Annotated in this window: 24 protein-coding genes; 15 read left to right on the forward strand and 9 right to left on the reverse strand. The window is 63.5% G+C overall.

From position 1 onward, the window contains the following. Positions 1 to 62: 62 nt before the first annotated feature. Complete coding sequence (locus R4P47_RS01630; RefSeq protein WP_317783956.1) at positions 63 to 401, reverse strand: hypothetical protein; 339 nt, start codon at positions 399 to 401, stop codon at positions 63 to 65. Positions 402 to 470: 69 nt separating this feature from the next. On the opposite strand from R4P47_RS01630, the gene R4P47_RS01635 reads away from it, so the two are divergent. Continuing rightward, positions 471 to 1,700, forward strand: coding sequence for a hypothetical protein (locus R4P47_RS01635; RefSeq protein WP_149405202.1), 1,230 nt, complete (start codon positions 471 to 473; stop codon positions 1,698 to 1,700). A gap of 88 nt (positions 1,701 to 1,788) precedes the next feature. On the opposite strand, the gene R4P47_RS01640 is transcribed toward R4P47_RS01635, so the two are convergent. After that, positions 1,789 to 2,067: a hypothetical protein gene (locus R4P47_RS01640; RefSeq protein WP_068046628.1), complete on the reverse strand. Its 279-nt coding sequence runs from the start codon at positions 2,065 to 2,067 to the stop codon at positions 1,789 to 1,791. 378 nt (positions 2,068 to 2,445) lie between these two features. Between R4P47_RS01640 and R4P47_RS25075 the strand changes: the two genes are divergently transcribed. The 5 genes from R4P47_RS25075 (at position 2,446) to R4P47_RS01665 (ending at position 7,758) form a co-directional block, all read left to right on the forward strand. Continuing rightward, a complete protein-coding gene (locus R4P47_RS25075) occupies positions 2,446 to 3,234 on the forward strand; it encodes a GGDEF domain-containing protein (RefSeq protein ID WP_411567288.1) in 789 nt (262 codons plus the stop codon). A 22-nt stretch (positions 3,235 to 3,256) separates the two neighbouring features. Continuing rightward, positions 3,257 to 4,570, forward strand: a complete 1,314-nt coding sequence (locus tag R4P47_RS01650; protein ID WP_317783958.1) for an EAL domain-containing protein — start codon at positions 3,257 to 3,259, stop codon at positions 4,568 to 4,570. 151 nt (positions 4,571 to 4,721) lie between these two features. Then, on the forward strand, positions 4,722 to 6,230 hold the full coding sequence (locus R4P47_RS01655; RefSeq protein WP_317783959.1) for an acetyl-CoA acetyltransferase: 1,509 nt from the start codon (positions 4,722 to 4,724) through the stop codon (positions 6,228 to 6,230). Between the two features lie 40 nt (positions 6,231 to 6,270). Next, a complete protein-coding gene (locus tag R4P47_RS01660; protein WP_317783960.1) occupies positions 6,271 to 6,870 on the forward strand; it encodes a TetR/AcrR family transcriptional regulator in 600 nt (199 codons plus the stop codon). Between the two features lie 96 nt (positions 6,871 to 6,966). Next, on the forward strand, positions 6,967 to 7,758 hold the full coding sequence (locus R4P47_RS01665; protein ID WP_317783961.1) for an enoyl-CoA hydratase-related protein: 792 nt from the start codon (positions 6,967 to 6,969) through the stop codon (positions 7,756 to 7,758). Positions 7,759 to 7,776: 18 nt separating this feature from the next. Here R4P47_RS01665 and R4P47_RS01670 read toward each other — a convergent pair whose 3' ends face one another. The 5 genes from R4P47_RS01670 to R4P47_RS01690 are packed head-to-tail and all read right to left on the reverse strand — an operon-like array spanning position 7,777 to position 11,997. Continuing rightward, on the reverse strand, positions 7,777 to 9,090 hold the full coding sequence (locus tag R4P47_RS01670; protein ID WP_317783962.1) for an MFS transporter: 1,314 nt from the start codon (positions 9,088 to 9,090) through the stop codon (positions 7,777 to 7,779). Between the two features lie 21 nt (positions 9,091 to 9,111). Then, a complete protein-coding gene (locus tag R4P47_RS01675) occupies positions 9,112 to 10,341 on the reverse strand; it encodes an alpha/beta hydrolase (protein WP_317783963.1) in 1,230 nt (409 codons plus the stop codon). Next, positions 10,338 to 10,583: a hypothetical protein gene (locus tag R4P47_RS01680; RefSeq protein WP_317783964.1), complete on the reverse strand. Its 246-nt coding sequence runs from the start codon at positions 10,581 to 10,583 to the stop codon at positions 10,338 to 10,340. Before R4P47_RS01680 ends, R4P47_RS01675 begins: the two co-directional genes overlap by 4 nt. Then, positions 10,580 to 11,215, reverse strand: a complete 636-nt coding sequence (locus tag R4P47_RS01685; protein WP_317783965.1) for a VOC family protein — start codon at positions 11,213 to 11,215, stop codon at positions 10,580 to 10,582. The genes R4P47_RS01680 and R4P47_RS01685 overlap by 4 nt, the downstream gene beginning before the upstream one ends. A gap of 29 nt (positions 11,216 to 11,244) precedes the next feature. After that, a complete protein-coding gene (locus R4P47_RS01690) occupies positions 11,245 to 11,997 on the reverse strand; it encodes a maleate cis-trans isomerase (RefSeq protein WP_317783966.1) in 753 nt (250 codons plus the stop codon). 252 nt (positions 11,998 to 12,249) lie between these two features. Between R4P47_RS01690 and R4P47_RS01695 the strand changes: the two genes are divergently transcribed. The 5 genes from R4P47_RS01695 to R4P47_RS01715 are packed head-to-tail and all read left to right on the forward strand — an operon-like array spanning position 12,250 to position 20,644. Beyond that, complete coding sequence (locus tag R4P47_RS01695) at positions 12,250 to 14,352, forward strand: hydantoinase/oxoprolinase family protein (RefSeq protein ID WP_317532666.1); 2,103 nt, start codon at positions 12,250 to 12,252, stop codon at positions 14,350 to 14,352. A 20-nt stretch (positions 14,353 to 14,372) separates the two neighbouring features. Then, entirely contained in the window at positions 14,373 to 16,694 is a 2,322-nt protein-coding gene (locus R4P47_RS01700; protein ID WP_317532667.1) for a hydantoinase B/oxoprolinase family protein, read from the forward strand. Continuing rightward, positions 16,691 to 18,370, forward strand: a complete 1,680-nt coding sequence (locus R4P47_RS01705) for a (2,3-dihydroxybenzoyl)adenylate synthase (protein WP_317783967.1) — start codon at positions 16,691 to 16,693, stop codon at positions 18,368 to 18,370. The genes R4P47_RS01700 and R4P47_RS01705 overlap by 4 nt, the downstream gene beginning before the upstream one ends. Beyond that, on the forward strand, positions 18,367 to 19,896 hold the full coding sequence (locus R4P47_RS01710; protein WP_317532669.1) for an FAD-dependent monooxygenase: 1,530 nt from the start codon (positions 18,367 to 18,369) through the stop codon (positions 19,894 to 19,896). The genes R4P47_RS01705 and R4P47_RS01710 overlap by 4 nt, the downstream gene beginning before the upstream one ends. A gap of 25 nt (positions 19,897 to 19,921) precedes the next feature. After that, a complete protein-coding gene (locus R4P47_RS01715; RefSeq protein WP_317532670.1) occupies positions 19,922 to 20,644 on the forward strand; it encodes a TetR/AcrR family transcriptional regulator in 723 nt (240 codons plus the stop codon). A gap of 26 nt (positions 20,645 to 20,670) precedes the next feature. On the opposite strand, the gene R4P47_RS01720 is transcribed toward R4P47_RS01715, so the two are convergent. Both R4P47_RS01720 and R4P47_RS01725 read right to left on the reverse strand, forming a co-directional pair. Then, positions 20,671 to 21,459 (reverse strand): alpha/beta hydrolase, encoded by a 789-nt coding sequence (locus R4P47_RS01720; RefSeq protein ID WP_317783968.1) that lies wholly within the window; start codon positions 21,457 to 21,459, stop codon positions 20,671 to 20,673. A gap of 1 nt (position 21,460) precedes the next feature. After that, positions 21,461 to 21,988, reverse strand: coding sequence for a phenolic acid decarboxylase (locus R4P47_RS01725; protein ID WP_317532672.1), 528 nt, complete (start codon positions 21,986 to 21,988; stop codon positions 21,461 to 21,463). Between the two features lie 65 nt (positions 21,989 to 22,053). Here R4P47_RS01725 and R4P47_RS01730 point away from each other — a divergent pair, with 65 nt between their 5' ends. The 4 genes from R4P47_RS01730 to R4P47_RS01745 all read left to right on the forward strand — a co-directional run bounded on the left by R4P47_RS01730 (position 22,054) and on the right by R4P47_RS01745 (position 25,387). Further along, the gene (locus tag R4P47_RS01730; protein ID WP_317532673.1) at positions 22,054 to 22,527 is read left to right on the forward strand and encodes a MarR family winged helix-turn-helix transcriptional regulator; all 474 of its coding nucleotides are present in this window, start codon (positions 22,054 to 22,056) and stop codon (positions 22,525 to 22,527) included. Positions 22,528 to 22,790: 263 nt separating this feature from the next. Further along, positions 22,791 to 23,612, forward strand: coding sequence for a mycofactocin-coupled SDR family oxidoreductase (locus tag R4P47_RS01735; protein WP_317532674.1), 822 nt, complete (start codon positions 22,791 to 22,793; stop codon positions 23,610 to 23,612). Positions 23,613 to 23,621: 9 nt separating this feature from the next. Next, entirely contained in the window at positions 23,622 to 24,455 is an 834-nt protein-coding gene (locus tag R4P47_RS01740; RefSeq protein WP_094639745.1) for a mycofactocin-coupled SDR family oxidoreductase, read from the forward strand. Next, complete coding sequence (locus tag R4P47_RS01745; RefSeq protein ID WP_149405211.1) at positions 24,452 to 25,387, forward strand: AAA family ATPase; 936 nt, start codon at positions 24,452 to 24,454, stop codon at positions 25,385 to 25,387. Before R4P47_RS01740 ends, R4P47_RS01745 begins: the two co-directional genes overlap by 4 nt. Positions 25,388 to 25,438 lie beyond the last annotated feature (51 nt).

Genomic DNA, 25,438 nt, shown 5'->3' on the forward strand with positions numbered 1-25,438 from the left:
TTCAAAGCTGACCAAAACCGCAATGATCCCCGGTCTCTCTGCGGGCCAGGGCAACTGAATCATCAGAACAGTTGCTCGAACTGGTACCAGTCGCCGTCGAACTCTTCGTACCCGATATCGCCCTCGTGCTGGGGCTCACCGATATACGGTGCGCCGTCGGGGAAGTGCGCCAGGCCGATGGAGTTCAACAGTCCGCCTTCGATGAAGAACAGGCAACCGCCCTCGACGGGCTGGGTCCGATACACCCGGTAGACACCGAGGGTGGTGCCTTCGAACGACTGCACGCAGTGGTCCGCTGCGGTGCTGAGCGAGCGTTCGACACTGCGAACGCAACCTTCGGCGGCGATGCTCGGTAGGTCGCCATCGCCCAGCGCTCCGTTACACACGCTGAGAACGGTCACATTGTGACAGGGTGGGCGCGTGAGAAATCTGTGGGTGTCGATGCCAGCGGTCATCACTCGGGTGACGCGATGAATACCGCTGCACGACGACTACTTCCCCCCGTCACCGTTCTCGTCGGTGCGTTCACGGCGGTCCTGGCTTTGACGACGCCGGTACCGCGCAATTTTGCGTTCGTTGCTGGCGGCGACAGGCTCGATATCCTGCTCGACAGTAGCGCGTCCGCCTGGTCACTCGGCGCGATCGTTGCCGTCGTCACCGCGGTATTCGCGACGCGGAAGCAATCAGCTCTCATTGTGGCAGCCGTTGGCGTCGCGGCCCTGTCGGTTCTACTGTCGGTGCCGATTCCTGCAGAACTGCAGCTTCGGGCGATCGCAGCCGGTTTGATCCTGGGTGGTGCCGCGGCGGTGACCGCCCTCAGTCGAATCCTGCAGCACGCGTTGCTGTTCGGCGCTATCGGCGGTCTGGCGGCATCGAGTGTGTTGCAGAACGTCCCCAGCCAGTACGTGGACTACGCCGGTTCCGCCTTCCAGCAGGCACCGCAGACGCCAGTGCTGCTCGCCCTGGTCGTCTTCGCGGCGCTGCTGGCGGTGTCGTCGTGGGCGAAAGTGTTCGAGGAAGTATCGCCGGTGCAGTCGCGCGGTCGAGTGCTCGCGGTGGGGATCGTCATTCCTCTCGTGGGTCTGGTCTTGTACTGGCTGTTCGAGCGGTCGGTGAACTCGCTCGGTCCGGGCGGTGCAATGCAGAACCGGTGGTTCTTGGGTCTCGCGGTCATACCGCTACTTGTCGGTGCGGCGTTTGTGCTGCCCGCGGTGACAGGAGCGATCCTGCTTGCGGCACTTGCCTTCCTATCGGCCCCGACAGTGGGATCCCTGACGTGGGGGACAGCTTTGGTGTTCGTCGCGATGTTGGTGCTGGGCGGGGTGGTCGGCCATCGTCGGCCGTCTCCGATGGTGGGGTTCGTAGTACTGGCCGTCGTCGCAGCTACGGGAGTGTTCACCGGCCCACCCTTGGACACCGTCAATATCGTTGCGACCCTCGTGGTTCTGCCGCTCGGAGTGGGCGTGGCGTATGCGTCGTTGTTGCCGACAACCGCCCCTGTTGCGGTGATGTCGGTGACGACGCCCATCGTGGTATCGGTTCCCGTCGTCGCCGAATTCGGTTGGACCGCTTACTCTCCGCTGGTCGAGCTCGAGCCCACGTTCTCGCCGAGCACGTGGGTGTGGGTGTCGACGGGCATCTCTGTGGTGTCGGTTCTGGTGGCGGGTGCGGCTCTGGTCGTGTTGAGGCGAAGGGAATAGTCCGACCGGAGATGCCGATTCTGCGCAATCGTGCGAGAGGTATTGCACAGCAATCGATGCATGAGATTTTCGTATTACTGCTCATCGTTCACACAACGGTGGCCGCATATGCCACGAACACCACGAACATGGCCGCGCCGCCGAGAGCTGCGCCGATCATGGCCTCGCGGCCATTGGTCGCGTGGCCCTGTTCGTCCCGACCGACGCCGACCCACCCGCACACCACCGCGGCGACACCCGTGGGGATAGCGACGAAATCCCCGATGAAGGGTACGAACGCGCAGACCAGAGCGATGATGCCCAGGATCAGTGCGGCGCTGCCGGCGCCGTTGCGAAAAAGCGGCCGTGTGGAATGTTCCTCGGCCATGCCGCCTCCCTCTTCGCGGTCCTGATGCAGCGACTCGATGCCCGTTGGTCTCACGCGACACGGCGAGCTCATACACCAAAACATACCCTCGCGATGCTCGCAGGCGCGACGACACCGATGCACTGCATCTTGCCGCCTACGTGCCATCGAGGGGTATCTCTCGCCGGTCTGGATCTTGTCGGCGAGGTCGGTGTCCGTACATAGCACGGGACCGATTCGGCCCGACGGCTTCGACCCTGAACTGGGCTGTCGGTCAGCGCGGCGTAGTTTCTCGCCGTAGGCTTCAGTAACGGCTCGGGGGCCCGTGTGCGCCTACTTCCGCGACAGTCGTTCACTGCGTGCGAGGTTTCGAATTGTCAGGAGTTGCTTGTGCCTCGGATGTGCAGCCATTCGCCCCCGTGCGTTCGGCCCGTGCCGGATGCCGGTGACGATCGTGACGTCGCGGCAGCGGCTCGCGACGCCGTAGCCGATCGAGCCGACCGTGCTGCTGATGCCCGTGATGCGGTGGCCCTGAGCTTGGATTGTGACGACCGATCACACGATCAGTGCCACGGGCGGGGCCGAGCGTATCGGCTCACCGCGGCCGGTGACCGTGCCCGGGCCGGCGCGGATAGGTCCGCGTCGCGCCAGGATCGGATCGCAGCAGCGCATGATCGCCGTACTTCGGCCACCGATGACCTGACCTCTGCATACCGCCGGGACGCGGGGATCGGTCAACTCGAACGCAGCCTCGGTATCGCCCGCGACTCGGGTACCGCCATGGTCGATTGTTTTGTCGATGTGGACGGCCTCAAGACCATCAACGACACCGACGGACATCCGGCCGGTGATCGCATACTCCGACGGGTCGCCGAGGTCATCGATGATCATTTGGACTGCGACGACACCCTGTTGAGGTACGGGGGTGACGAGTTCATCTTCTCCGTGCTCGGTCCGGCTGCTCTCGACATCGACGACACCACCGATGCAATCGAAGCGAGACTTCGCGAAAGCGATGACATAGCGATCACATGTGGCGTCGCGTTCGCGCGCGAGAGGGACACAGTCGCCGATGTGATCGAAAATGCAGACAGGGAGCTGTACCGCCAGCGCCGTGCCTCCCGGACCACAGTTGCTCCACCTACGGCCGCAGACGCGATTCCTGGTCACCGACCGGCCCGATCATGATGAAGAGGAGCACGAGGAAACCTTGACTTCCAGCGCCGTTCGCAGCATCCTCGCGGATCCTCGGTCCGTTCGTCCGCACTACCAACCGATCGTCGAACTCGACAGTGGCAAGGTAGTCGGCTACGAAGCTCTTGCACGGTGGCCGGGCCACCCGTCGGTGGACCCCGGTGCTGTGTTCGCGAGTGCTGCCGAATGCGGAGTGATCGACGAGGTCGATTGGGCTTGCCGGTGCGCTGCGATGACCGGCGCACTCGATGCCGGTATGCCAGAGAATGTTTCGCTGTTCATCAATATCGAGCCGCAATCCTCGCGCATCGTTCCCGCGTACGCGCGCGAGATCATCGGTATGGCTGCGAACCGGTTGAATGTCGTAGTCGAGCTCACCGAGCGCTCACTGTTGGCCAACCCTGCAGAGCTACTCGAAACGGTGGCGCGTGCACGAAAGAGCGGTTGTCTGATTGCCCTGGACGATGTCGGATCGCATCCCGACTCGCTCGCTCTGCTGGAATTCGTTGCCCCGGACATCATCAAGCTCGATTACACTCTCTCGCAGTCGGATCCATCGTCGCAGCAGGCTGCAGTCGTCCTCGCCGTCGCTGCGTACGTGGAGTCGAGTGGGGCGCGGATAGTTGCGGAAGGCATCGAAACAGACGCCCACCTTGACCGTGCGACCGCGCTCGGAGCCACTTTCGGACAAGGCTGGATGCTCGGCCGTCCCGCGCCGCTTCCGACCCTCGGAAACCGGCAGCACTCGGGTGCCATCTCCGCCCGGCCCATCCTGTCGGTGAAATCAGGTGCGCACGCGCGAGCGGACACAGCGGTGCCCTCGGTTCCGTCGGACCTCCTGACGACTTCATCGGCGCAGGTGGGTAGTAAATCGTTGCTACTGGCGTTGACCCGGCAACTCGAAGATCACGCGCGCCACATGCCCGATCCGCTCACCATTCAGGCTGCGTTTCAAGACTCGGCGTGGTTCACGCAGTCGGTGGCCGACCGCTATGCGAGGCTGGCCGCCGTCAACCCGTTCGTGGCGGCCTTGGGAGTCGGGATGGACACCGAACCCGCAGCAGGTGTGCGTGGTGCGGAACTTCATCCCGATGAGCGTTTCGTCGGCGAGTGGACCATCACGATCGTCGGATCTCACTACTGCGCTGCGCTCATAGCCCGCGACCTCGGCGACGACGGGGACGACCACGACCGTCGGTTCGAGTTCCTACTGACACACGACCGGTTGACCGTCGTCGCTGCGGCACGGTCCATCATGCGCCGAGTCCTGCCCAAATATACTGTTGCGGAGACAGATCGCGACATCGACGCCGGTGGCACTGCTCTGTGAGTACTGAGTCACGCGTTACCGGACAGTCAGTCGGTCGATACACAACGCGTCTGGTCTACGCAGCCCTGCGCCGCGTTGCATAGCCGTTCCGTCTATGCCCAAGTGAATTGCGCAGCATTGCGGACATTTTCTGTCTGTATATGCTGTGTGCATGTCCATCAATGCGGAACGAGTCCCGGTCATCGTGGGTGTGGGTGACCTGAAGTTCACAGGCGACGGCACTGCGCAGAGCGCCATCGAACCGCTCGATCTCATTCTGCGCGCTGTAAATGCGGCGATCGAGGACACAGGAGCACCGGGTCTGAGCGCGCAGCTCGATGCGATACATGCAGTTCGCACCACGAGCTGGAACTACGCCGATCTTCCGTCTCTGGTCGCCGAGAGGTTGGGCGTCACCCTCACATCCAGCTCCTCGAGCACGATCGGTGGACATCACCCCGCGCGCCTACTCGACCAGGTCGGTCGAGATATCGCCGAAGGACGCACTACTGCAGCGCTGGTGGTGGGCGGCGAGGCGCAGGCCTCCGTCCGAGCCATGACGAAAGCGGGTGTGGAGCCCGGTGAATCGGGTTGGACCACCGCACCGGGAGGCCCTCCGTCGTTCTCGCCCGAGGACCTCGGCAGCGCCGAAATGCAGCGAGCAGGAATCCTGGCACCGGTCCAGATCTACCCGCTCTTCGAGAACGCTCGTGCCCACAGCCGTGGACTGAACCCCGACCAGGGGCTGTGCGAATCCGCCGACATGTACTCCCGCTTCTCGGCAATCGCGGCCGAACATCCCGCTGCCTGGAGCCCCGTTGCGCGCACGCCGGAAGACATCGGCACAGTCAGTTCATCGAATCGGTCTGTGTCCGATTGCTATCCGCTATCGATGAACGCCATGCCGTTCGTCGATCAAGCAGCTGCGGTCATGGTCTGTTCCTTGGCGACCGCCCGCCGGGCCGGTGTGGCAGAGGACCGAATCGTGTACCTGTGGGGGGGTGCGGGCGCAGTCGACAATCCGGATGTGTTGGCGCGCCCGATGTTCGACGACGCACCAGCTCTTCGCGCGGCTGTGCGGCGGGCACTGTCGAGGGCCGAGGTGGCCAGCGAGGACCTGGGATTCATCGATGCGTACAGCTGCTTTCCGATCGTGCCGGCGCTGTTGGCCGACGAGCTGGGCCTGGCAGAGGAGGCGACTCCCACTGTTCTGGGCGGACATTCGTTCTTCGGTGGGCCGTTGAGCAGCTATTCGCTCCATGCCATTGCGGAATCGACGCGACTGCTGCGCAAGAATTCCGGCGTCGCACTGGTGCATGCAAATGGCGGCTATCTGACGTACCAGCACGTGGTGCTGCTGTCGACGAGTGCTCATCGCGATGGATACATCGGCGACCCGGAGCAGGTGACTGTGTCGGGTACGCCGGCACGCGTCGTGCACAGCTACTCGGGAACGGCGACCATCGAGACGGCTACGGTCACATACGACCGTAGCGGCCTGCCGGAGCAAGCGTTTGTTGTGGCTGCCACCGACGATGGGGCGCGGGTAGCGGGCCGAGCTGGACGTGAATTCGCAACGATGCTTCACGACCTCGTGTCCGTGCAGAACGAGTCGGCTATCGGACGCCGAATAGACCTGGTGGACAACGAGGGAAACCTTGCCGTCGAATTCTGCATGTAGCCGTCGCGTTCGGCCGGCATACCGGTGAGAGGATGCAATCATGTCTGAAGACTCTCCGCGCGGACCGGGCAGGCCCCGTGACGCGGACATGGAGGACCGCGTGTACACGGCCGTGCTCGAGGTGTACTGGGAAACCAGTTGGCGCGGATTCACATTCGACGCAGTCGCGCGGCAGGCCAAGGTCGGCCGCGCCGCGCTCTACCGCCGCTGGGCCGACAAGGAAGAACTTCTGGTCCAGGCGCTCGAAGCTCGGTCGCCGCTGTCGACGCCTATCGACACCGGATCGGTCCGTGGGGACCTCGTCGAGCTCGCGGAACAATTGGCCGTCGGCTACGGGGAGCTCTCCGGCTTGGTCTCGCTACGGGTGACTCTCGACGCGAGGGTGAATCCGGACCTGTTGTCCCATCTCACCGACACTCTCAACCAGAGCCGTCTCGTCACTGCTCGACGCATCGTCCGCCGGGCTGTCGCGCGAGGAGAGCTGCCCGAGGGCACGTCGACGACGTTACTGCTCGAACTCGTGACGGGAGCGGTGTTGGCGCGCGCGCTCTTCTCTCAGGCCTACTCAGGATCGAGAACCACTGCTGCCGTTGACCACTCGACAGTCGTCGTCGACACCGTTCTGCGAGCGTTGAGCTAGCCGATGAATGATCGGGTCACCGGCCGAACCATTGCAGACAGTGACTGTCTGAATTAGTGTTGTGGGGTCTCACGGCCCGAAGGAATGAGGATCGACGTGTCCGAAGTAGTACTCACCGAAGTGCGGGGACACACCCTCGTCGTCACCATCGACCGGCCGGAGGCAGCCAACAGCATCAACGCCGATGTGCACCGCGGTTTGGGCGCGGCGTGGGAGCTTGCGCAGGAGACCGACGACATTCGAGTTGTGGTGTTGACGGGCGCAGGCGACAAAATCTTCTGCGCCGGTGCAGATCTGAAAGCTCTCGGCACATCCGGACCCGCGGGGGTGACTCCACCGGAGACCGCGCACTGGGGTTTTGCCGGGATCGTCAAACACCATATTGCGAAGCCGGTGATCTCCGCAGTCAACGGCAGCGCCTTGGGCGGTGGGACGGAACTCGCGTTGGCCGGCGATCTCGTTGTAGCCGCGGAGAATTCGACCTTCGGACTTCCCGAAGTGAAACGGGGTCTCATCGCCGGAGCGGGCGGTGTCTTCAGATTGACCACAGCCCTGCCGCGTGCCGTCGCGCTGGAGCTACTGCTGACCGGGAACGCCATGAGCGCCCAGGACGCGCTCCGGTGGGGATTGGTCAACCGCGTCGTTCCTCAGGCCGAAGTGCTGAGCACTGCTCTTGCCCTCGCAGACGTCATCTCCGCGAACGCACCGCTCGCGGTTCAGGCGAGCAAGCGCGTCGCTCGTGGGATCAATGACGGCGAGATCGAGACGGAAGCCCGCAGCTGGGAACTCAGCGAACAGACCCTGGAGTCACTGAGCCGATCGGCGGACACTGTCGAGGGAATCATGGCCTTCATGCAGAAACGGGATCCGGTGTGGACCGGAAAGTAAATCCGATCGTGAATGCACTCATTTTGCCTCGGGTACCTGGTGTAGACCTTCCGACGTAGATGCTCGGCTGCTACGCAGCTGTCGTCCCGCCGGAATCAGGATCGTCACCCCGGCTCCGATGATCGCCGGCAAGGCGAAAGCCAGAAGCTGAGTGCTGGTTCCCGCACCCGCGGCGACGAACAGTCCGCCGTAGGTGGGCCCCACGATCGCGCCCAGTCGCCCCACCGCGAGTGCGACGCCCAGTCCTGTGGTTCGGCATGACACGGGGTAGTAGCCGCCGATGAAGGTGTTGAGCAGGATTTGCGTCCCTGTCGTTCCCATTCCTGCGATCAGCACCAGAACGTACACGATCCCGATCGGGGGAGTGGTCGCGATCAATGCCAACGACATTGCTGCACAGAGGAATCCGAGGGTGGTCACCGGTTTGATGCCGAACCGATCGGCCAGGTAGGCACCAGCGAGTGCGCCCACTGCACCGCCGACGTTGAGCACCAGCAGGAAGGACAGTGCGGCACCGAGCGGGTATCCGGCCGATCGCATCACTGCAGGCAACCAGGTCGCGACGCCGAACAACACGAGCAGACACAGCAGGGTCATCACCCAGAAGGACAGCGTCACTCGCGCACGGTTCGCGGTGAACAACGCACCGATTCCGCGATCTGTCGATGTCGGCTCCCCACCGGAAACCTCGACTGTGTCCTCGAGTCCGTAACGAGTCGAGATCCTTTGTGCTGCATCCGTCCTACCCCGCGCGTTGAGGAAGGCGGGCGACTCAGGGAGGTATCCGATCATCATCGGCAGAATCAACAACGCCGGGATCATCCCAGCTGCGAACATCGCTCGGAAGCCGAATGCCGGGACGAGCCACAGCGACAGGATCCCCGCCGCGATACCGCCGACGCTGGTGCCCACGAACCCCAGTGCGACCGTTCTCGCTCTGGTGTCGAGGCGGGAAAATTCGATCAGCATCGACGCCGCGGTCGGCATCAGAACCCCAGCACCGACGCCGACGACAAATCGCGCTGCTCCGAACAGTTCGGGCGAGGGTGCAATTGCGCAGCATCCCATTGCGGCCGAGAACAAGGCGACCGCGGCGATCAAGGCGCGTCGTCTGCCCCAACGATCCGCGATGCTGCCCGCGGCCAGTGCCCCGACCAGCATGCCGACTCCCACCACGGATCCGAGTACACCGACGGTTGCCGGATCCAGGTCCCACGGCTCGTATGCCAGGAGCGACGGCACCACCGTTCCGTACATCAGAAGGTCGTACCCCTCCAACGTCAAGGCCGCCAGGCACAGCGCAACGACGGGAGAAAAAGTGTTACGTGACATGATATTCCGCTCGCGAGAGGGTCAGATGAAGTGTTGGGACAACCAGTCACCGATATCGGCGGCGGCCAGAGACGCGCCGGTGGGCGCGCCATCGCGAATGGGGCCACCGAAGTGGGTGCCCTCGATCGCCACGTGAGACTTGTCCACAGAGCCCAGAGCCTCGACCATTCTCGACGTGTCCTCCGGGAAACACGCCTGATCGCCGGTCAATTCGACGAACAACGACGGGACCGTGACCGACGGTGCGCACCGAACGAAGTCGGCATTGGAGCTCAGACCGGACCACGTCGACAGCCAGGCATCCGGGGTGGCCAGACGGGCGAAACCGACAAGCCCGTAATTCGTCAGATCGGGCCGCCGGCCGAACAACGAACCGTAGGGGCGGGCGTTGGAACTGAGCGACAGGTCGGTGAATCTCAGGTCCGCGTCGGTGCGATAGACAGTCAATATCCTCGGTGCCAACGCATCTCGACGGTCGTGGGCGTCGCCGCTTGTCTTGAAACGCCGTCGGGCCTCGGATGCTTCGGCGACCCGTGACCGCGCGATCGCGTCGAGGCGAGCGACGCGCTCGAGCTGAGCGGCGCGGTACTTCTGAACGAAATCGGCGGAATAGTTGGAGCTTTCCGGTGCCTCGACGAATCCGTTCGCACTGTCGAAAGGATCGAGTGCCGGGTCGACGGACATGGGGTCCGATTCGTCGACCACGGACGGATCGATCAGTCGCAGCAGCAGCGCGCCCTGTCCTGGGTGTGGAGCCATGAAAATCGCACCGTCCGGTACGGGCATCTCCGCGGATGCGAGGTCGATCGGTCGGCCGGCCGGCGTTGCTGCCAGCCGCTCCTCGGGCGTGAGCCCGGCCTGCTCGCAGTAGAACGCGAACAGCGTGCCACCGCCCGAGTGTCCCAGTGTGACAACGTGATCGAAAGCGCGGGAGCGAAGGAACACCTGCCCGGCGGCGGCGTCGAGCAAAGCCTGCTCGTGCACCAGCGAGATGTCGTTGTTCACCGATCGCGTGCCCTGGGTCCACACTGCATATCCGCGTGCAAGCAGCTCTGGCACGAGAACGTGATGCGTCAGATCCTGGCGCGGGTGCATCAAGGCAACGACCGTCTCGGCACCGGGAACGGTCCGCAGCACGCCGCTGACCTTGGCACCGTCTGCGGTGGTCAGCTCGTGCGTCGACGTGACGGTGTTCGACGGGGCCTCGGCTGCATCGATGTACCGGCCTGCGCCGAGTCGGGTCCGATTCATGACCGCTCGACGCGCAGGGCGTCTTTGTCCCACTGCGTGATTCGAGACTCCGACAGGCCGGAGACGCTGCTGTACCAGACGGCGTGCCTGCATCCGGTGGCCCGACGGTCGATGACGATGTCCTTGTCCGAGACTATGCGGAAGTACGGGCCGACGTGGTCGACGCGTACGGCTGGGTCGACGTCGGCCACCGAGGCGATACTGGTGTTCTCGGGTATGTCGAGCACATACAACGTGGTCACGACACTCCCACCTCGTTCTCGGCCGACCAATCAGCCGCACGTTCGACGATCAGTTCGGCCTTGCGGGTCAACAGGTTCGCCATGCTCGGGTCGGGTCCGCGCACGATGTCGATCAGAGCGTCGATCGTCAGGTTCGCGTCGAGATCTTCCTGCGGCGTGACCGGACGCATCGCGCGGGTGAGCTCGATCATGTAGCCGTTGGGATCGTGTGTGTAGATCGATTCGATCGTCTCGTGTTGGATCTGCATCTCCACGGGCCAATCACTGCCGTCCAACCGTCGCCGATATTCCATCAGGTCCGCTTCGCTGTCGACGTGAATCGCGAGATGACGCGAGCGGATGAAGAAGATCGGTACGTCCTCGGCGAAGCGCGAGTACGAATCACCCTGTGGTCCTCCGTCGAACGGTTCGAGACCGAAGTAGTAGAAGAACGCGAGTCGGTCGTCGTTGCCGATGTCGAAGAAGAAGTGGATGAAGTCCGGATGCTTCTCCGGGCCCCATCCTGCTGCGCAGACGGAGTGGACGACGGGGAACCCGAGAACGTCACGGTAGAACTCGACCGTTGCTGCTGGATCGAACGTGGGGTAGGCGACGTGGTCGACGCCCCGCACCTTGTGTGGCAAGTCGGACATGAAGATTTCCTCTCTACGAAAGTGACGATCTAGGACGTGACGACGGCGTCTGCCCGAAGAAGTGAGCCGGCGTCCGGAAGATCGACGGGTAGGTCGAGCGCACGGAGCAGGCTGTAGGCACCTGCCGTCGCGGCCGACAGAACGGGGATGCCGAATTCGTCCTCGGCAGCCTGGACGAGCGGTAGGGACGGCATCTGTACACACGCGGAAATCACCAGAGCGTCGGCACCGGTGAGATCCAACGACCGTGCCGCGTCCATGACTCGTTCGCCTGGGATGCGACCGACTTCGGCGTTGTCGGACACCTCCAGCGCACGCCAATCGAGTACGCGAATGCCCTCGGCCTCGATGTAGTCGACGACCTTCTCCGCGAGTGGTCGCATGTACGGCGTCACGAGAACTATGTTCTTGGCGTCCAGCGCACGCAGGCCTTCCACAAGAGCGCCCGCGCTCGACCTGACGGCTGCATCGGACCCGCCCGTGGCGAGTTGTTCCGCTATGAGCCCCTCCACCCGTTGGTGTTCCCCGGGCCCGGCGACCATGAGAGCGACGAGGCACGCATAGAGAACAGCGTCGATTCCGGCATCGCCCAATTCGAGGATGCACCGTTCGCGCTGGGCATTCATGGCCCGCAATTGTTCCGGCGACACGGCCTGCATGCGCATGCGCGAGGAGTGGAACGAAAACCGGGCATGTCGATGTCGCGCCAACAATGCGGGCATCTCCGTTTCCACGGTGACGTTGGAGCTCGGTACGACCAAGCCCACACGATGAATACTCATGAACTGCCTTTCGGTAATTGACGCTGATGACGAGTATTCGACGTTTGCGACGATTCGTCAAGCGGCTTGGACCAGGGAAATCGAATCGATGCGTCCGTTCGGGCAGTATCGAGCAGGGTGACAGCACTCACATTCGTGCTTGACATGTCGTCGTCTACGTCGAATACTCGACGCAGACGTAAGCAGTGTTCGAGGGTGTTTCGCTCTCACACGCCAGGACGTCTTCGACTCGGACCTAAGGAGCACACCGGCATGACCTATGTGATCGGAGTGGACGTCGGCGGAACGTTCACGGACGCAGTACTCGACGACAGTTCCGGGACCGTGGTCGCTGCAAAAGCGCCCTCGACTCCGCCCGACTATTCACAGGGCGTCATCGACGTTCTCGAAGCGTTGGCCGAGCAACTCGGATGCCCGGTGCAGGAAATGCTGGCGAACACCCACCACATCGCGCACGGCACCACGTCCTCGCTCAACGCTCTGGTGATGGGTAACGTCCCGCCGGTCGGGTTCCTGACCACCAAGGGGCATCGCGATTCGATCTACATCATGAACGTCGAGGGCCGGTACCTCGGTGGCTCGCCCGAGCAACTGCAGAACGTGTTGGGGCAGAGCAAGTCCCACGGTCTCGTTCCCAAGCGGCATGCGCTGGAAGTCACCGAACGCCTCGATCGAGACGGCAACGTCGTCGTAGCCCTCGACGAAGAGTCCGCACGTATCGCCGTCCGAAGCCTCGTCGACGACGGTGTCTCCGGCATCGCGGTCTCGCTGCTCTGGTCGTTCCGTAACCCTGTGCACGAGCAGCGCATTCGTGAACTCGTGCACGAGATCGACCCCGACATGTTCGTCTCGCTGTCCTCCGAGGTGAGCCCGCGCATCCGCGAGTTCGCTCGTAATGCAACCACGATCATGAGTACCCAGATCGGCCCAGGGTTGCGCGATTACCTCGGCTCGTTGGAAAAGAAGCTACGTGCCCTCGATCTCGCGGGACCACTGCTGGTGATGCAGAGCAACGGCGGTGCCGTTGCCGCAGCCGAGGCCCCGAAGAACGCCATCAGCACAGTCGGGTCCGTGTTGACCGGCGGCGTGGTCGGAGCGGTGTCGCTCGGAAAGCAGCTCGGTCACAAGAACATCATCGCCACCGACGTCGGCGGAACCACCTTCCTCGTCGGCCTCGTCGTGGACGGTGAGCCGGTGCGTGCGTCGAGCACCATCATCAACCACCACCCGATCAATGTCCCCACCCTGCAGGTACACGCCATCGGCTCGGGCGGCGGTGCCATAGCGTGGGTGGATGCGGGTGGCAACCTCCAGATCGGTCCGCACAGCGCCCAGGCGGTACCCGGACCCGCCTGTTACGGGCAGGGCGGCACCGAACCCACCAATGCCGACGCCAATCTCGTCCTCGGGATTCTCCCCGAGCGCGGCCTGCTGGGAGGACGCAAACCACTCGACAAAGAGCGTGCGCGCGAGGCCATTCGACGCCGCATCGCGGAACCGCTCGGTCTGTCGGTCGAGGACGCAGCCGCCGCGATCTACGCCGTCCAGAACGCACAGACCGGCGACCTGCTGCGCAAGACCGTCGTCGAAGCCGGGCACGACCCGCGCAACTTCGTTCTCTACGCGTTCGGCGGAGCCGGCCCATCACATTGCGCCGCCTATGCAGCCGAAGTCGGCGTCAAGGAGGTCATCGTTCCGCTCGGGCAGGTGGCATCGGCGTTCTCGGCCTACGGTCTTGCGTCGTCGAACATCGTGCTCGCGGCCGAGCTGTCCGACCCGGCAGCGATGCCGCTCGATCCTGCTCGCGCAGAAGCGAATTTCGACGGTCTCGAGAAGCGCGTCCGCGAAGCCCTCGGTCGACAAGGGCTCAATTTCACGTCTGTCCAGGTCGAACGTGAAATCGACATGCGGTACACGATGCAGTTGGCAGAAGTTGCAACAACCATTCCCGAGGGCTCGCTGGACTCGGCGAGCGTCGCACACGCCTCCGATCTCTTCGAGCAGCGTTACGCAGATCTGTACGGCAAGGACAGCGGATTTCGCGAAGCCGGCATTCAGGCGATCACCTATCGCGTGCGTGCAACCGGCGTCCTGCCGTTCTCGCCTACCCTCCCCGAGCTCAAGTCGGCCGACTCCGCCGACTCCTCGGTCGCTCGTATCGGCACCCGAAAGGTCAACCTGGACGGTCGAATCGGCTATGTCGACACCGACATCTACGACTACAGCAAGCTCGCCGCCGGGCACGTGCTCGCCGGTCCCGCCATCGTCGAAGTCCCGACGACCACAGTCGTCGTCCCGCACGGAACCACCGGAACTGTCGACCGCCTCGGCAACCTCAACATCGTCGCCGGCTGAGACCACAGGAGAACCGAACCATGACATCCGCAATTCCCGGGTCCGAGATCTTCTCGTCCCGCCCCGTCGACCCCGACGCCCTCGCCCGCACGCTCCCACCGACGCTGCCGGTGCACACCGTCACCCAGCAGCAGATCGACGAGCTCGACCCGCTGACCTACGAGGTCATCCGTCACCGACTCTGGTCGGTCACCGACGAGATGGGCGAGGCACTCAAACGAATGTCCGGCTCACCCATCGTCACCGACGCGAACGATTTCGACTTCGCGATCAGTGACGAACTGGGACAGGAGGTTCAGGTAGGCCTCTACAACACCATGCTCGTCGGAGCCGTCGACCTGGCGATCTACTGGACCCTGCAACACCGCGCAACCAACCCGGGCATCGTGGAGGGCGACATGTTCCTCTGCAACGACCCATGGGTCGGCGGGGGACTGCACCAGAGTGACGTCATCGTCTACCAACCCATCTTCCACGAGGGCAAGCTCTTCGCGTGGACCAGCGCGATCTGCCACGAACCCGATCTCGGTGGTTCCGGCCTCGGATCGTTCGACCCGTCGGCGAAAGATGTTTTCTCCGAATCGCTTCCGACTCCGCCGGTCAAGGTGGTCCGCGACTACGAGCTACAGCGCGACGTCGCCGATCTCTGGGTTCGACGCTCCCGTGTTCCCATGCTGGTCGGGCTCGACCTGCGCGCCAAGATCGGCGCGAACACCGTCGGCCGCAATCGCATGCTCGCCGTCATCGAGCAGTACGGTGCCGACACCGTCAAAGCTGTCATGAAGCGCATGATGACGGACGCCGAAGGGCGACTGCGCAGCAAGCTCTCCTCGCTCCCCGACGGGACCTGGAAGGCCACCGGCTACCAGGACCAGTCGCACACCGGTGACCGCGAGGTTCACAAGATCACGGTCGCGATGAGCAAGACCGACGACCATCTCACGTTCGACTTCACCGGCACCGACAAGCAGACGGGCGTCATCAACTGCACGTACGCGGGCATGCGCGGCGGCGTCATGCTCGCGTTGCTTCCGATCCTCGCGGGTGACATTCCCTGGTCCGCAGGCGGATTGATGCGATGCTTCGACCTGGTGTCCGAGGAGGGCACCATCAACAACGCGAGCTTCCCTGCAGCAGTCAGCCGTGGTCCCATCGGACCCGCCTGGCTGACCGGAACCCTCATCGCGGAATGCCTGTCGCAGATGCTCGACCGATCGGTCGACCTCGGCAAGAGCGTGCAGGCTGCGTGCTGCGGTACCTGGGACACCGCGGTGATCGCAGGCCTCGACGAACGTGGGGAACAACCCGTTCCGTTCCTCAACATCATGATGGAACCGATGGCAGGCGGTTACGGCGCACGCCCGACCGCGGACGGCATGGACACCGGAGGCCTCTTCTGTATTCCGATGGGGCGCATCCCCGATACGGAAATGACCGAGTTCCTCTACCCGCTGCTCACACTGTGGCGTCGTGAAGAGCCCGACTCGGGTGGACCCGGTCGTCAACGCGGTGGCGTCAGTGCATCGCTCGCTGTGACGCCGTACGGCACCTCGCTCCCGATGGGCCTCGTCCTCGCCTCGGCGGGTAAAGCCGTGGCGCAGAACAACGGCCTCGCCGGCGGGTACCCCGGCAACACCGGACTCGAAATTCTGGCGCGAAGTACCGACGTCATCGAGCAGTTCGCAGCGGGAAAAATTCCCGGAGCCCTCGAAGATCTGGGCGGCGGAAAGGAATTCGGCGCATGCTACGCCGAAAGCTATGTCGCTCCCGGTGAGGTGCTGTACATGCATTGGCAGGGAGGCGGCGGCTACGGAGATCCGTTGCATCGCGATCCGGCGGCTGTGGTCGTGGACCTACGCGAGGGCAAGGTCACCGCAGAGGGGGCGAACGTCGTCTACGGCGTGGTCATCGACGCGGGAAAGGTGGACGAGGCAGCAACTGCGCGACGACGTCGAGACATGATCGACGAACGGCGCACGCGTTCCACCCAGCACTCCGACGCTCCCATCATGGATCTCTCGCTGGCAAGACGTCTCGACGACAACCTGTCCGAGGTGACCGTCGGGGACGTTCGGGTCATCGCCTGTGCACAGTGCGGCCGGCTCCTCGGTGACGAGAAGTCGAGTGGTGTACTGGATCTGGCTCGCTACGAGGGGCCGTCCTCGGCGGCGGGGCCGCAGGTGACATCGGATCCCTCCATCTACGTCGACACGGCCATCGTGTTCCGTCAGCTGTGCTGCCCGGGATGCTGGACGGCCGTGTACTCGGGAATTGTTCCTGCCGATCATCCCGATCATTCGTTGGAGATCTCTCGATTGCTTCCTGCGGTGGCCGAACGATGACGTTGACCACGGAGACGACCCATTCGGACTGGGACGGCAGGCTGGTGGGATACCCGGAGGATCGCGCGCAGCGTTACCGTGAGACTGGTTCGTGGAGCTCACTTCCCACGAGTCGCCGGTTCCGCGACATCGCTCTTCGGTATCCCGACAGGCTTGCGATCATCAGCGCCGAGGGTTCGATGACGTTCGCCGAACTCGATCGTCGTACCGATGCCATCGCCGCCGGATTGATTCGACTGGGACTGGTGCGCCTGGACCCTGTGCTGTTCCAGATGATGAACCGGCTCGAGACGGTGCTGGCCTGGTACGGCTGCGTCAAGGCCGGACTGGTTCCGGTCGCCACACTGGCCGCGCACCGAATGCACGAGATCGCGCACATCGGTGCCGCGGTGGGCGCGGTCGCGCATGTGGTCGAGGCCGGTCTGCCGTCGTTCGACCTGGTCTCGTTCGCCTTCGAACATGCAGAAGGGAGCGAGACCGTTCGCCACGTGGTGACGGTCGGGGCGAACGAGGGTGACGGACTGCGGTTGGAGGACCTCGGCCGCGACATCGATGCCACCGAGGCCCGAGCTCTCGTCGACACCATCGAGGCACAGACGGATCCCGAGGACGTGGTTGCATTCCAATTGTCTGGCGGGACAACGGGAGTACCCAAGGTCATTCCGCGGATCCATGCCGAATACTGGAACAACGCGCTCATGTACGCCCAACGGCTCGAATGGACCGCGGACAGCCGCGTCGCCCATCTGATCCCCATCGTGCACAACGCAGGGATAGCCTGCGGTCTGCACGCCTCGCATTCGGTCGGCGCGTGCCTGGTACTCGCGACCGCCGACTTCGGATCGGCGTTCGACCTGATGGAGCGCGCGGAGGCCACCGAGGTGTTGATCGGCCACGGTCACTACCAGGCCGTGCTGAGTCCCGAGTTCGATCGGGTGCGCGAGCGTCTGCGGCACGTGATCCTGTCCGGTGCCAAAGTGTCACCGGCGCTGATGGACCGCGTCGACGACGGCGGAGATCATTGGGCGGGTCAGCTGTTCGGGATGTCCGAGGGGCTGCTCACCGTCACCCCGGTAGGCGCCCCTCGCCACGCTCGAATCACCACCGTCGGCACTCCTGTCTGCGCCGAGGACGAGGTGCGCATCCTCGATCCCGGCACGGAGATCGAGCTACCCGACGGGGAAGTCGGCGAATTGTGTTGCCGTGGCCCGTACACGATCACCGGGTATTTCGATGCACCCGAGCACAATCGGACTGCCTTCACCTCCGACGGCTTCTACCGGACCGGCGATCTGGCGTCGATCTCCGTCGTCGACGGCGAGCGGTACATCTCCATCGAGGGTCGCATCAAGGACCTCATCAACCGCGGCGGCGAGAAGATCAACGCCGAGGAGGTGGAGCTTCTTCTGCTCGACCATCCGGCCATCGTGGGTGCGGCCGTCGTCGCGATGCCCGACCCTCGACTCGGCGAGAAGACGTGCGCGTATCTCGTCACCGACGGGGCCCCGTTGACGATGGCCGACGTGCAGGACCATCTCAAGGGGCTCGGTGTGGCCAAGTTCAAATGGCCGGAGCGCCTCGAATGGCTCGACGCGCTTCCCCGAACCAACGTCAACAAGATCGACAAGAAGCGTTTGCGGCTCGACATCGCCGCGAAGCTCGAGAGGCAACCATGAAACTCGACCGCGTCGCAGTCATCGGCGGTGGCCCCGGTGGCCTCTACGCCGCACGGCTACTGAAACTGTCCAAACCCAACGCGGAGATCACCGTCTACGAACAGAGTTCACCGAACACCACGTTCGGGTTCGGGGTCGGCCTCGCCTCACGGACGCAGCGGAATCTCCGTCAGGCCGACGCCGCATCACTCGATGCGATTGTTGCTCAGGCGTACTCACACGAGATGTCGATGCAGGTAGGGAACAGAACGGCCCGCTTGGCTCACGGTGATCTTCTCGCGATAGCGCGGACGTCTCTGCTGTCCGTACTGCAGGAGCAAGCGCGCGATGCAGGAGTGCGGCTCGAGTTCGGCGAACGCAGTGAACCCGCCGACCTCGATGTGGACCTCGTGATCGCCTCGGACGGAATCAACAGCGCGACCCGTACGGCCGACGGTCGATTCGGTGCCGACATCAGCACCGGAACAGGCCTTTACCTCTGGTGCGGAACGGATTTCGCACTACCGAGCGCCATATTCGTACCCGTCACCACCGAGCACGGTACGTTCGTTGCCCACGCGTATCCCTATGCGCCGGATCGCAGCACGTTCCTGATCGAGACGGATCTCGACACCTGGGCCCGGGCGGGCTTCGACGTCACGACTGCTGCCACAGGCGCGGCCGACAGTGACGAGGCATCGTTGCGCTATCTCGAGAGAGCGTTCTCGGTCACTCTTCAGGATCACAGCCTCATCGGAAACCGGACCCGGTGGATGCAGTTCCGAACGGTCAAGTGTCGAAAGTGGTCGGTAGACAACATAGTTCTTCTCGGAGACGCCGCGCACACAGCGCACTATTCGATCGGATCGGGAACGAAGCTGGCGATGGAGGACGCCATCGCCCTCGATGCGGCACTGGCGTCGGCTGCGACCGTCGGCGATGCCCTCACCGAGTACGAACGGGTGCGTCGCCCCGCGGTCGAACACCTTCAGCAGATTGCCGTGCGAAGTGAACAGTGGTGGGAGTCCTTTCCGCAGCGCATGGATCTGCCCGTGGACCAACTGATGGTGGCGTACATGACGCGCGCCGGAAAGGTCGGTCTGGAGCGATTCCTCGAATCTGCTCCCGAGGTGGCGTTGAAGGGAATCGCGAGCTACGCGCATGTTCCCGCGGACTCGGAGGTTCCTGCCGATGTGTCCCGCTGGATCCTCTCGCGGCCCATCGAACACGGTGGGCGGTCGTTTTCCGATCGATTCGCCCCGTCCGATCTTCGCGAGGACCCGACGACGACGGTGGTCTCCGTGGACGTCGAATCAGCGTGGAACGAGAAGGCGACGGCCATCGTCGACGAGTGCAGGGCAAGTTCCACGGTGTGGCTGACCGGGTCCGGCGAGCGTGATCACGTCCTGACCCGACTCGATGTCGCGGAGCGAATGATGCGCAGCACCGGCGCGCTCGTCGTCGTCGACGTGCCGGAGGAGTGTTTGTCCGATGCGGTGGCAGGTCTGGTCAGTGCGCGTACCCACCTCGTGTTTGTCGGTTCTTGACGACGGTGACGGTTATTCTTCGTTCATGACACGCGAGGACTCACCACGAGGATCGGCGCGCAATCCGCGTCGGGAGCTGGTCGAGAAGCAAATTCTCGACCAGGCCACGCGATTGTTCGCCGAGAAGGGCTTTGCCAGCACCACACTGCAGGACATCGCGGACGCGACCGGTCTGACCCGCCCGGCGCTGTATCACTATGTCGCGAACAAGGACGAGCTACTCTCGCGCCTGATCAGCGAGAGCACCGAGACCCCGGCCGCAGTTCTGCACGAGATCAATGCGCGATCCGATCTCGGCCCTACCGAGAAGCTACGCAAGATGGCCACCGCGATCGCCCTGAACCAGGCCGAAACCGCCGACCGCTTCAAGCTCATAATCAGGTCGGAAGCCGATCTGCCCGAGGAGACTTCGCGGACGTACCAGCAGAGTCGCAGGCACGTGCTCAAGGAGTTCGTGACGGTCGTCGAAAATGGCGTCAGGGCAGGGGAATTCAGGCCTGTCGACCCGCGCACAGCAGCACTCGGCATCATCGGCATGCTCAACTGGGTCGCCTGGTGGCATCAGAGCGGTGACCCGGACGCCGATCGCAGTGTGGCCACTCAACTCGCCGACATGGCATTGCGGACCGTCGTCCAGGACAGCGGAACGCCTCTTATACCCGAGGGGCCCGAACGTGCGATCTCGATGCTCCGCGAGGATCTCGATTACCTCGAACGCATCCTGGCTCGGGATCGATCGGAATCGTGATCGACGGACTCGCGCCGGAGCCTTGCTCACCCAGCGCCCGGTAACCCCAGGAACGTCAGCAGACGCCTGAGAAGCTCGTCTCGCCACGCACGCGATGACCAGGTGTGGTCGGCACCGGTGATCGCGGTGAATGTCGCGTGTGGCAACAACTCTGCGTAACGGCGTCCGTACTTGAGTGGCACGATCTGGTCTGCCGTGCCGTGGACGATGTCGACGGGACCGTTGTATCCGGCCGCAGCCTCGTATACATCGAGGCCATTGCGGATGTCGTCGAAAAATGCAGGTCCGAGCCACATGCCGCCGAAGTCGAAGCCGCCGTTCTGTGCGACGGAATCGATGGGCTGGCCCTGGATTTCGTGCTTGACGGTGATGTCGTCGACGACAACGCCTGCAGGTGACCACAGGGTGAGGCTGGCGACACGGTCGGACAGGAGCGTGGCCGCCATTGCCGCTTCCACTGCGCCGAGGCTGTGGGCGAGAACGTGCACCGGTGCAGATCGATCGGCAGCGAACTCCCGGATCATGGTCGACACCTGCTCGACCTCGTCGCGCAGGGTGATGTCCTCGAACTCGCCGTCGCTGATGCCTTGGCCGAGTCGGTCGTACGCGCGGACGACTGCTCCCGCCTCGACGAGGCGTCGAGCGATCTGGACGAAGAGGCGCTGTGGTCCGATGCTCGAGTCGCTGAAGCCGTGCACGATCAGAACGGACGGCGCTGTTCTGTCGGAGTTCTCGGGTCGATACTCGTTGCCGCGGATCACCTGCCCACGATGGGGGAGTGTGAGCGTGGCCATGCCGGGGTTCTGGAGGTCCATCTCAGTTGCTCCGGTCGGCAAAGCCTGCCGGTAAGTCTGCGGGCGCGGTGTCGATGACGGTGTCGTCGTCGATACCGACGTACTCGAACAAGGTGATGTGCGCGAACTCGGGCACGACGTAGATCGGATAGGTGGGGCCCTGATCGCGGAACTGACGCATCTCGTCGAGGTGGTCGTTCTGGAACAGGACGGTTTTGGACCCGTCGAGTTCCACCCAGTGCGGGAAGAAGATGGTGCCGTGCAGAACGCGGTCCTCGGGAACGACGTTGACGACGACGCTCGTGCCGGTCGGCTCGTTCCACGAGATCTTGTAGACGCCGCGGCCGAGTCCGACGAGATCGACTTCTTGCCCCTTGACCCAGCGACCGCCGACCATTCCGGTGTGGATCCGGTAGTCGATGGTGGTGGCGTTCTTGACGTACATCTCGTACTGCCACCCGTTGGCGTACGTGTAGATGAACCGATGGCCGATGATCGATTCCAGGGCTTGTTCGGGAGTGGGGTCGGCAACGCTGGTGTGAATGCTCATGACTCCATGATCACCCAGAAATGCGTTTGTTGCAAACCTAAATTCAGACTGAGTAGTCTGGCGCGGTGGACGATTCCGACAGCGCACCCGGTCTCGCCGATATCGCCCGCCATCTCAGCGAGGAGATAGGCCCCTTCCGGCGCGTGCTGCTCAACGCCTCCCGCTCGCGCGCGGGGCTCAAAGCCCTGCCCGACGCACAGATCGAGATCCTGCGGCGACTCTTTCCGGACAAGTGGGAGGGCCCCACAGTGCTCGGGCGTCAGCTGGGGTTGGCACGCCCCACGATCAGCAACCTCGTCCGAACGATGGAATCGGACGGGCTCGTCGCTCGCCGACCCGACGACTCGGATGCTCGAAGCATGCGCGTCGGCCTCACCGATCTTGCTCGAGAGCAATTGCGCATCTACGACATTGCGGCAGAGGGGCTTCTCATGAATATCCTCGACGACCTGACGCCGGCCGAGCAACGCACCCTCCGTGACGCCACTGCGCTGCTCGGCCGAATCCGCGAGGCGCTCGAGCACGGCGACGACCTGTAGCGGCGACAGAGTTCGTGAGGGCTCGGCGCGCAATTCACCTCGATACTTCACTGCGTGTGCACGTCTGAATCGGTCGTCCTGTTCTCGCGTCCACGGAACGTAAATCAACAACGATTCAAGTAATTCGGCCACATCTGCACTGGGTGTCATATAGCGTCGAATCATGTCCTCGAAACCGGACATACCGCCCGAGCGTACCCGGCCATTCGGCGAACCGTTCTGCGCTCGTACCGTTTTCATCCGACGATCAAGGAAGTTCGATCATGGGAAAGCTCGACGGAAAAGTAGCCTTCATCACCGGTGCCGCACGCGGACAGGGGCGTAGCCACGCTCTCCGGCTCGCGCAAGAAGGTGCCGACATCATCGCGGTCGACATCTGTGCACAGATCGATACGGTCGCCTATCCGATGGCCACATCGGAAGATCTCGCACAGACCGTGAAAGAAGTCGAGGCGCTCGATCGGCGCATCGTCGCCACGGAAGCCGATGTCCGCGATTACGACGCGATGAAAGCGGCAGTGGACTCGGCGGTAGCCGAACTCGGCCCCATCGACATCATTCTGGCGAATGCCGGAATAGCACCCCAGGGTGCCGAAAACCCCGACGAAGTGAAGACCTTCCGTGATGTGGTGGAGGTCAACCTCGTCGGTGTGTGGAATACCGTTCAGGCCGGGGTTCCGAGCATGATCGCCAAGGGCCAGGGCGGGTCGATCGTGTTGACCAGCTCGACTCAGGGCCTGTCCGGTGCGGGCGGTAACGGATCCGGTGCCGGAGACGGTTACGCGGCCAGTAAGCACGCGGTCGTGGGGTTGATGCGCACGTTCACCAATTGGCTTGCGCAGTACTCCATACGCGTCAACACCGTGCACCCGACCGGGGTGAACACGCCGATGGTCGTCAACGACGTCATGCAGAAGTTCCTCACCGAAAACCCCGACGCCACAGCCATGCTCGGCAATTTGCTACCGGTGCCTATGCTCGAAGCGATCGATATCAGCAACGCCATCGCGTGGCTGGTGTCCGACGATGCGCGGTACGTCACGGGCGTCACCTTGCCCGTCGACGCCGGCTTCCTGGCCAAGTAGGAGACGGACATGGGCAAGCTGGAAGGCAAAGTCGCATTCATCACCGGGGCTGCTCGCAGTCAGGGGCGAAGTCACGCAATACGTCTCGCGCAGGAGGGCGCGGACATCATCGCTGTAGACCTGTGCGGACCGGTCGACACCATCGAGATGTATCCGCCGTCGACCGAAGCGGATCTGGCGGAAACGGTGAAGCAGGTCGAAGCGCTCGACCGACGAATCGTCGCCACCAAGGCCGACGTGCGTGATTCGGCCGCGCTGAGAAAGGCCGTCGACGACGGCGTCGCAGAGCTCGGTCGCCTCGACATCGTCCTGGGCAATGCGGGAGTGTTCGAGATCGCGCCGGCACTCGATATCACCGACGACGCGTGGCAGAACATGATCGACGTCAACCTCACGGGCGTCTGGAACACCTGCAAAGTTGCTCTGCCGCATCTGATCGCCGGCGGTCGCGGTGGTTCCATCGTGCTGACGAGTTCGACAGCGGGCCTCAAGGGCACACCGAATACGGTGCACTACACCGCGACCAAGCACGGTGTCGTCGGCATCATGCGCACTCTCGCAAACGAATTCGGACAACACAGTATTCGTGTCAACACGGTTCATCCGACCGGTGTGGACACCGTCATGATTCAGAATCCCAAGACGTGGGGGTTGTTCGCTCCCGACGATCCGAACCCGTCGCGAGAGAAGTCGGCACCGATCTTCCAAACCACGAACACGCTGCCGGTGCCGTGGATCGAGGCAATCGACATCTCCAACGCGATAGCGTTCTTGGTCTCCGACGATGCTCGATACATCACGGGTGCAACGCTTCCTGTCGATGCGGGGTACACGGTCAAATGACTGCTACCGCGTCGATCGGTGAGGTGCGCCGGCGGATTGCTGCGCACCTCGTGGGTCGAGACCGTGAACTCGACCTCCTGTTGGCAGCGGTCGCGGCCGGGCGGGACCTGCTCCTCGAGGGCCCGCCCGGCACCAGCAAGAGCACGCTGCTCGGCGCGATCACCTCCGAGTGGTCCATTCCGCTGTTCTTCGTCGAGGGCAACGCCGATCTGACACCGGCCCGAATTGTCGGGCACCACAACCCGGCTCGGGTTCTTCGCGAGGACTACAGCGAGGACAACTTCGTAGCGGGACCGCTGATCGACGCAATGCGCACCGGCGGTTTCCTCTACATCGAAGAGTTCAATCGCGCACCCGAGGACACCCTGAACACGCTGCTCACCGCGATGGCAGAACGACGCATCGTCGTCCCGCGCGTCGGCACTGTGCACGCGTTACCGACGTTCCGCGTAGTGGCATCGATGAATCCCTACGACAACGTCGGTACGACGCGCCTGTCGACCAGCGTCCACGACCGTCTGTGTCGTCTTGCCATCGGCTACCAGGATGCCGAAGCGGAACGCGGCATCGTGGGTCTCCGTAGCGAATCCGACTCCGCGCGACTGATCGCCGACGCCGTGGCCGTCACTCGGTTGACGCGTGAGCACGAGGACATCACCCAGGGCAGCAGTGTGCGCGGGGCAATCGATCTGACCCTCGTCGCTCAGCAATTGGCAGATCTGCGGGAGGTGGCGATTCCGCTCGTCACCGACATCGATCCACCGAGAGGCCTGCCCGAGGACTACCAGCAGGTCATGCTCGACGCGATGTACGTTGCCCTGTCCGGGCGCATTCACATCGACGAGACATCCGACGCACCAGCAGAAATGGTCTTGCACACGATATGGCAGGACCATTTCGTGCTGCGTCCCGCTGCGGCGGCACCTGGTTGAAGAGCCGTCGAGGCCGAATCTCCGATCACACGGCCGGGGACCCGTAAGCCG

Source organism: Rhodococcus sp. IEGM 1370 (assembly GCF_033142325.1).
GTDB lineage: Bacteria > Actinomycetota > Actinomycetes > Mycobacteriales > Mycobacteriaceae > Rhodococcoides.

Excerpts from the sequence above, each read along its gene's own strand:
- R4P47_RS01635 (WP_149405202.1), top strand. The coding sequence starts at position 471 with ATGAATACCGCTGCACGACGACTACTTCCCCCCGTCACCGTTCTCGTC.
- R4P47_RS01640 (WP_068046628.1), bottom strand. The coding sequence starts at position 2,067 with ATGGCCGAGGAACATTCCACACGGCCGCTTTTTCGCAACGGCGCCGGC.
- R4P47_RS25075 (WP_411567288.1), top strand. The coding sequence starts at position 2,446 with ATGTGCAGCCATTCGCCCCCGTGCGTTCGGCCCGTGCCGGATGCCGGT.
- R4P47_RS01655 (WP_317783959.1), top strand. The coding sequence starts at position 4,722 with ATGTCCATCAATGCGGAACGAGTCCCGGTCATCGTGGGTGTGGGTGAC.
- R4P47_RS01660 (WP_317783960.1), top strand. The coding sequence starts at position 6,271 with ATGTCTGAAGACTCTCCGCGCGGACCGGGCAGGCCCCGTGACGCGGAC.
- R4P47_RS01670 (WP_317783962.1), bottom strand. The coding sequence starts at position 9,090 with ATGTCACGTAACACTTTTTCTCCCGTCGTTGCGCTGTGCCTGGCGGCC.
- R4P47_RS01675 (WP_317783963.1), bottom strand. The coding sequence starts at position 10,341 with ATGAATCGGACCCGACTCGGCGCAGGCCGGTACATCGATGCAGCCGAG.
- R4P47_RS01685 (WP_317783965.1), bottom strand. The coding sequence starts at position 11,215 with ATGTCCGACTTGCCACACAAGGTGCGGGGCGTCGACCACGTCGCCTAC.
- R4P47_RS01690 (WP_317783966.1), bottom strand. The coding sequence starts at position 11,997 with ATGAGTATTCATCGTGTGGGCTTGGTCGTACCGAGCTCCAACGTCACC.
- R4P47_RS01695 (WP_317532666.1), top strand. The coding sequence starts at position 12,250 with ATGACCTATGTGATCGGAGTGGACGTCGGCGGAACGTTCACGGACGCA.
- R4P47_RS01700 (WP_317532667.1), top strand. The coding sequence starts at position 14,373 with ATGACATCCGCAATTCCCGGGTCCGAGATCTTCTCGTCCCGCCCCGTC.
- R4P47_RS01705 (WP_317783967.1), top strand. The coding sequence starts at position 16,691 with ATGACGTTGACCACGGAGACGACCCATTCGGACTGGGACGGCAGGCTG.
- R4P47_RS01710 (WP_317532669.1), top strand. The coding sequence starts at position 18,367 with ATGAAACTCGACCGCGTCGCAGTCATCGGCGGTGGCCCCGGTGGCCTC.
- R4P47_RS01715 (WP_317532670.1), top strand. The coding sequence starts at position 19,922 with ATGACACGCGAGGACTCACCACGAGGATCGGCGCGCAATCCGCGTCGG.
- R4P47_RS01720 (WP_317783968.1), bottom strand. The coding sequence starts at position 21,459 with ATGGACCTCCAGAACCCCGGCATGGCCACGCTCACACTCCCCCATCGT.
- R4P47_RS01725 (WP_317532672.1), bottom strand. The coding sequence starts at position 21,988 with ATGAGCATTCACACCAGCGTTGCCGACCCCACTCCCGAACAAGCCCTG.
- R4P47_RS01735 (WP_317532674.1), top strand. The coding sequence starts at position 22,791 with ATGGGAAAGCTCGACGGAAAAGTAGCCTTCATCACCGGTGCCGCACGC.
- R4P47_RS01740 (WP_094639745.1), top strand. The coding sequence starts at position 23,622 with ATGGGCAAGCTGGAAGGCAAAGTCGCATTCATCACCGGGGCTGCTCGC.
- R4P47_RS01745 (WP_149405211.1), top strand. The coding sequence starts at position 24,452 with ATGACTGCTACCGCGTCGATCGGTGAGGTGCGCCGGCGGATTGCTGCG.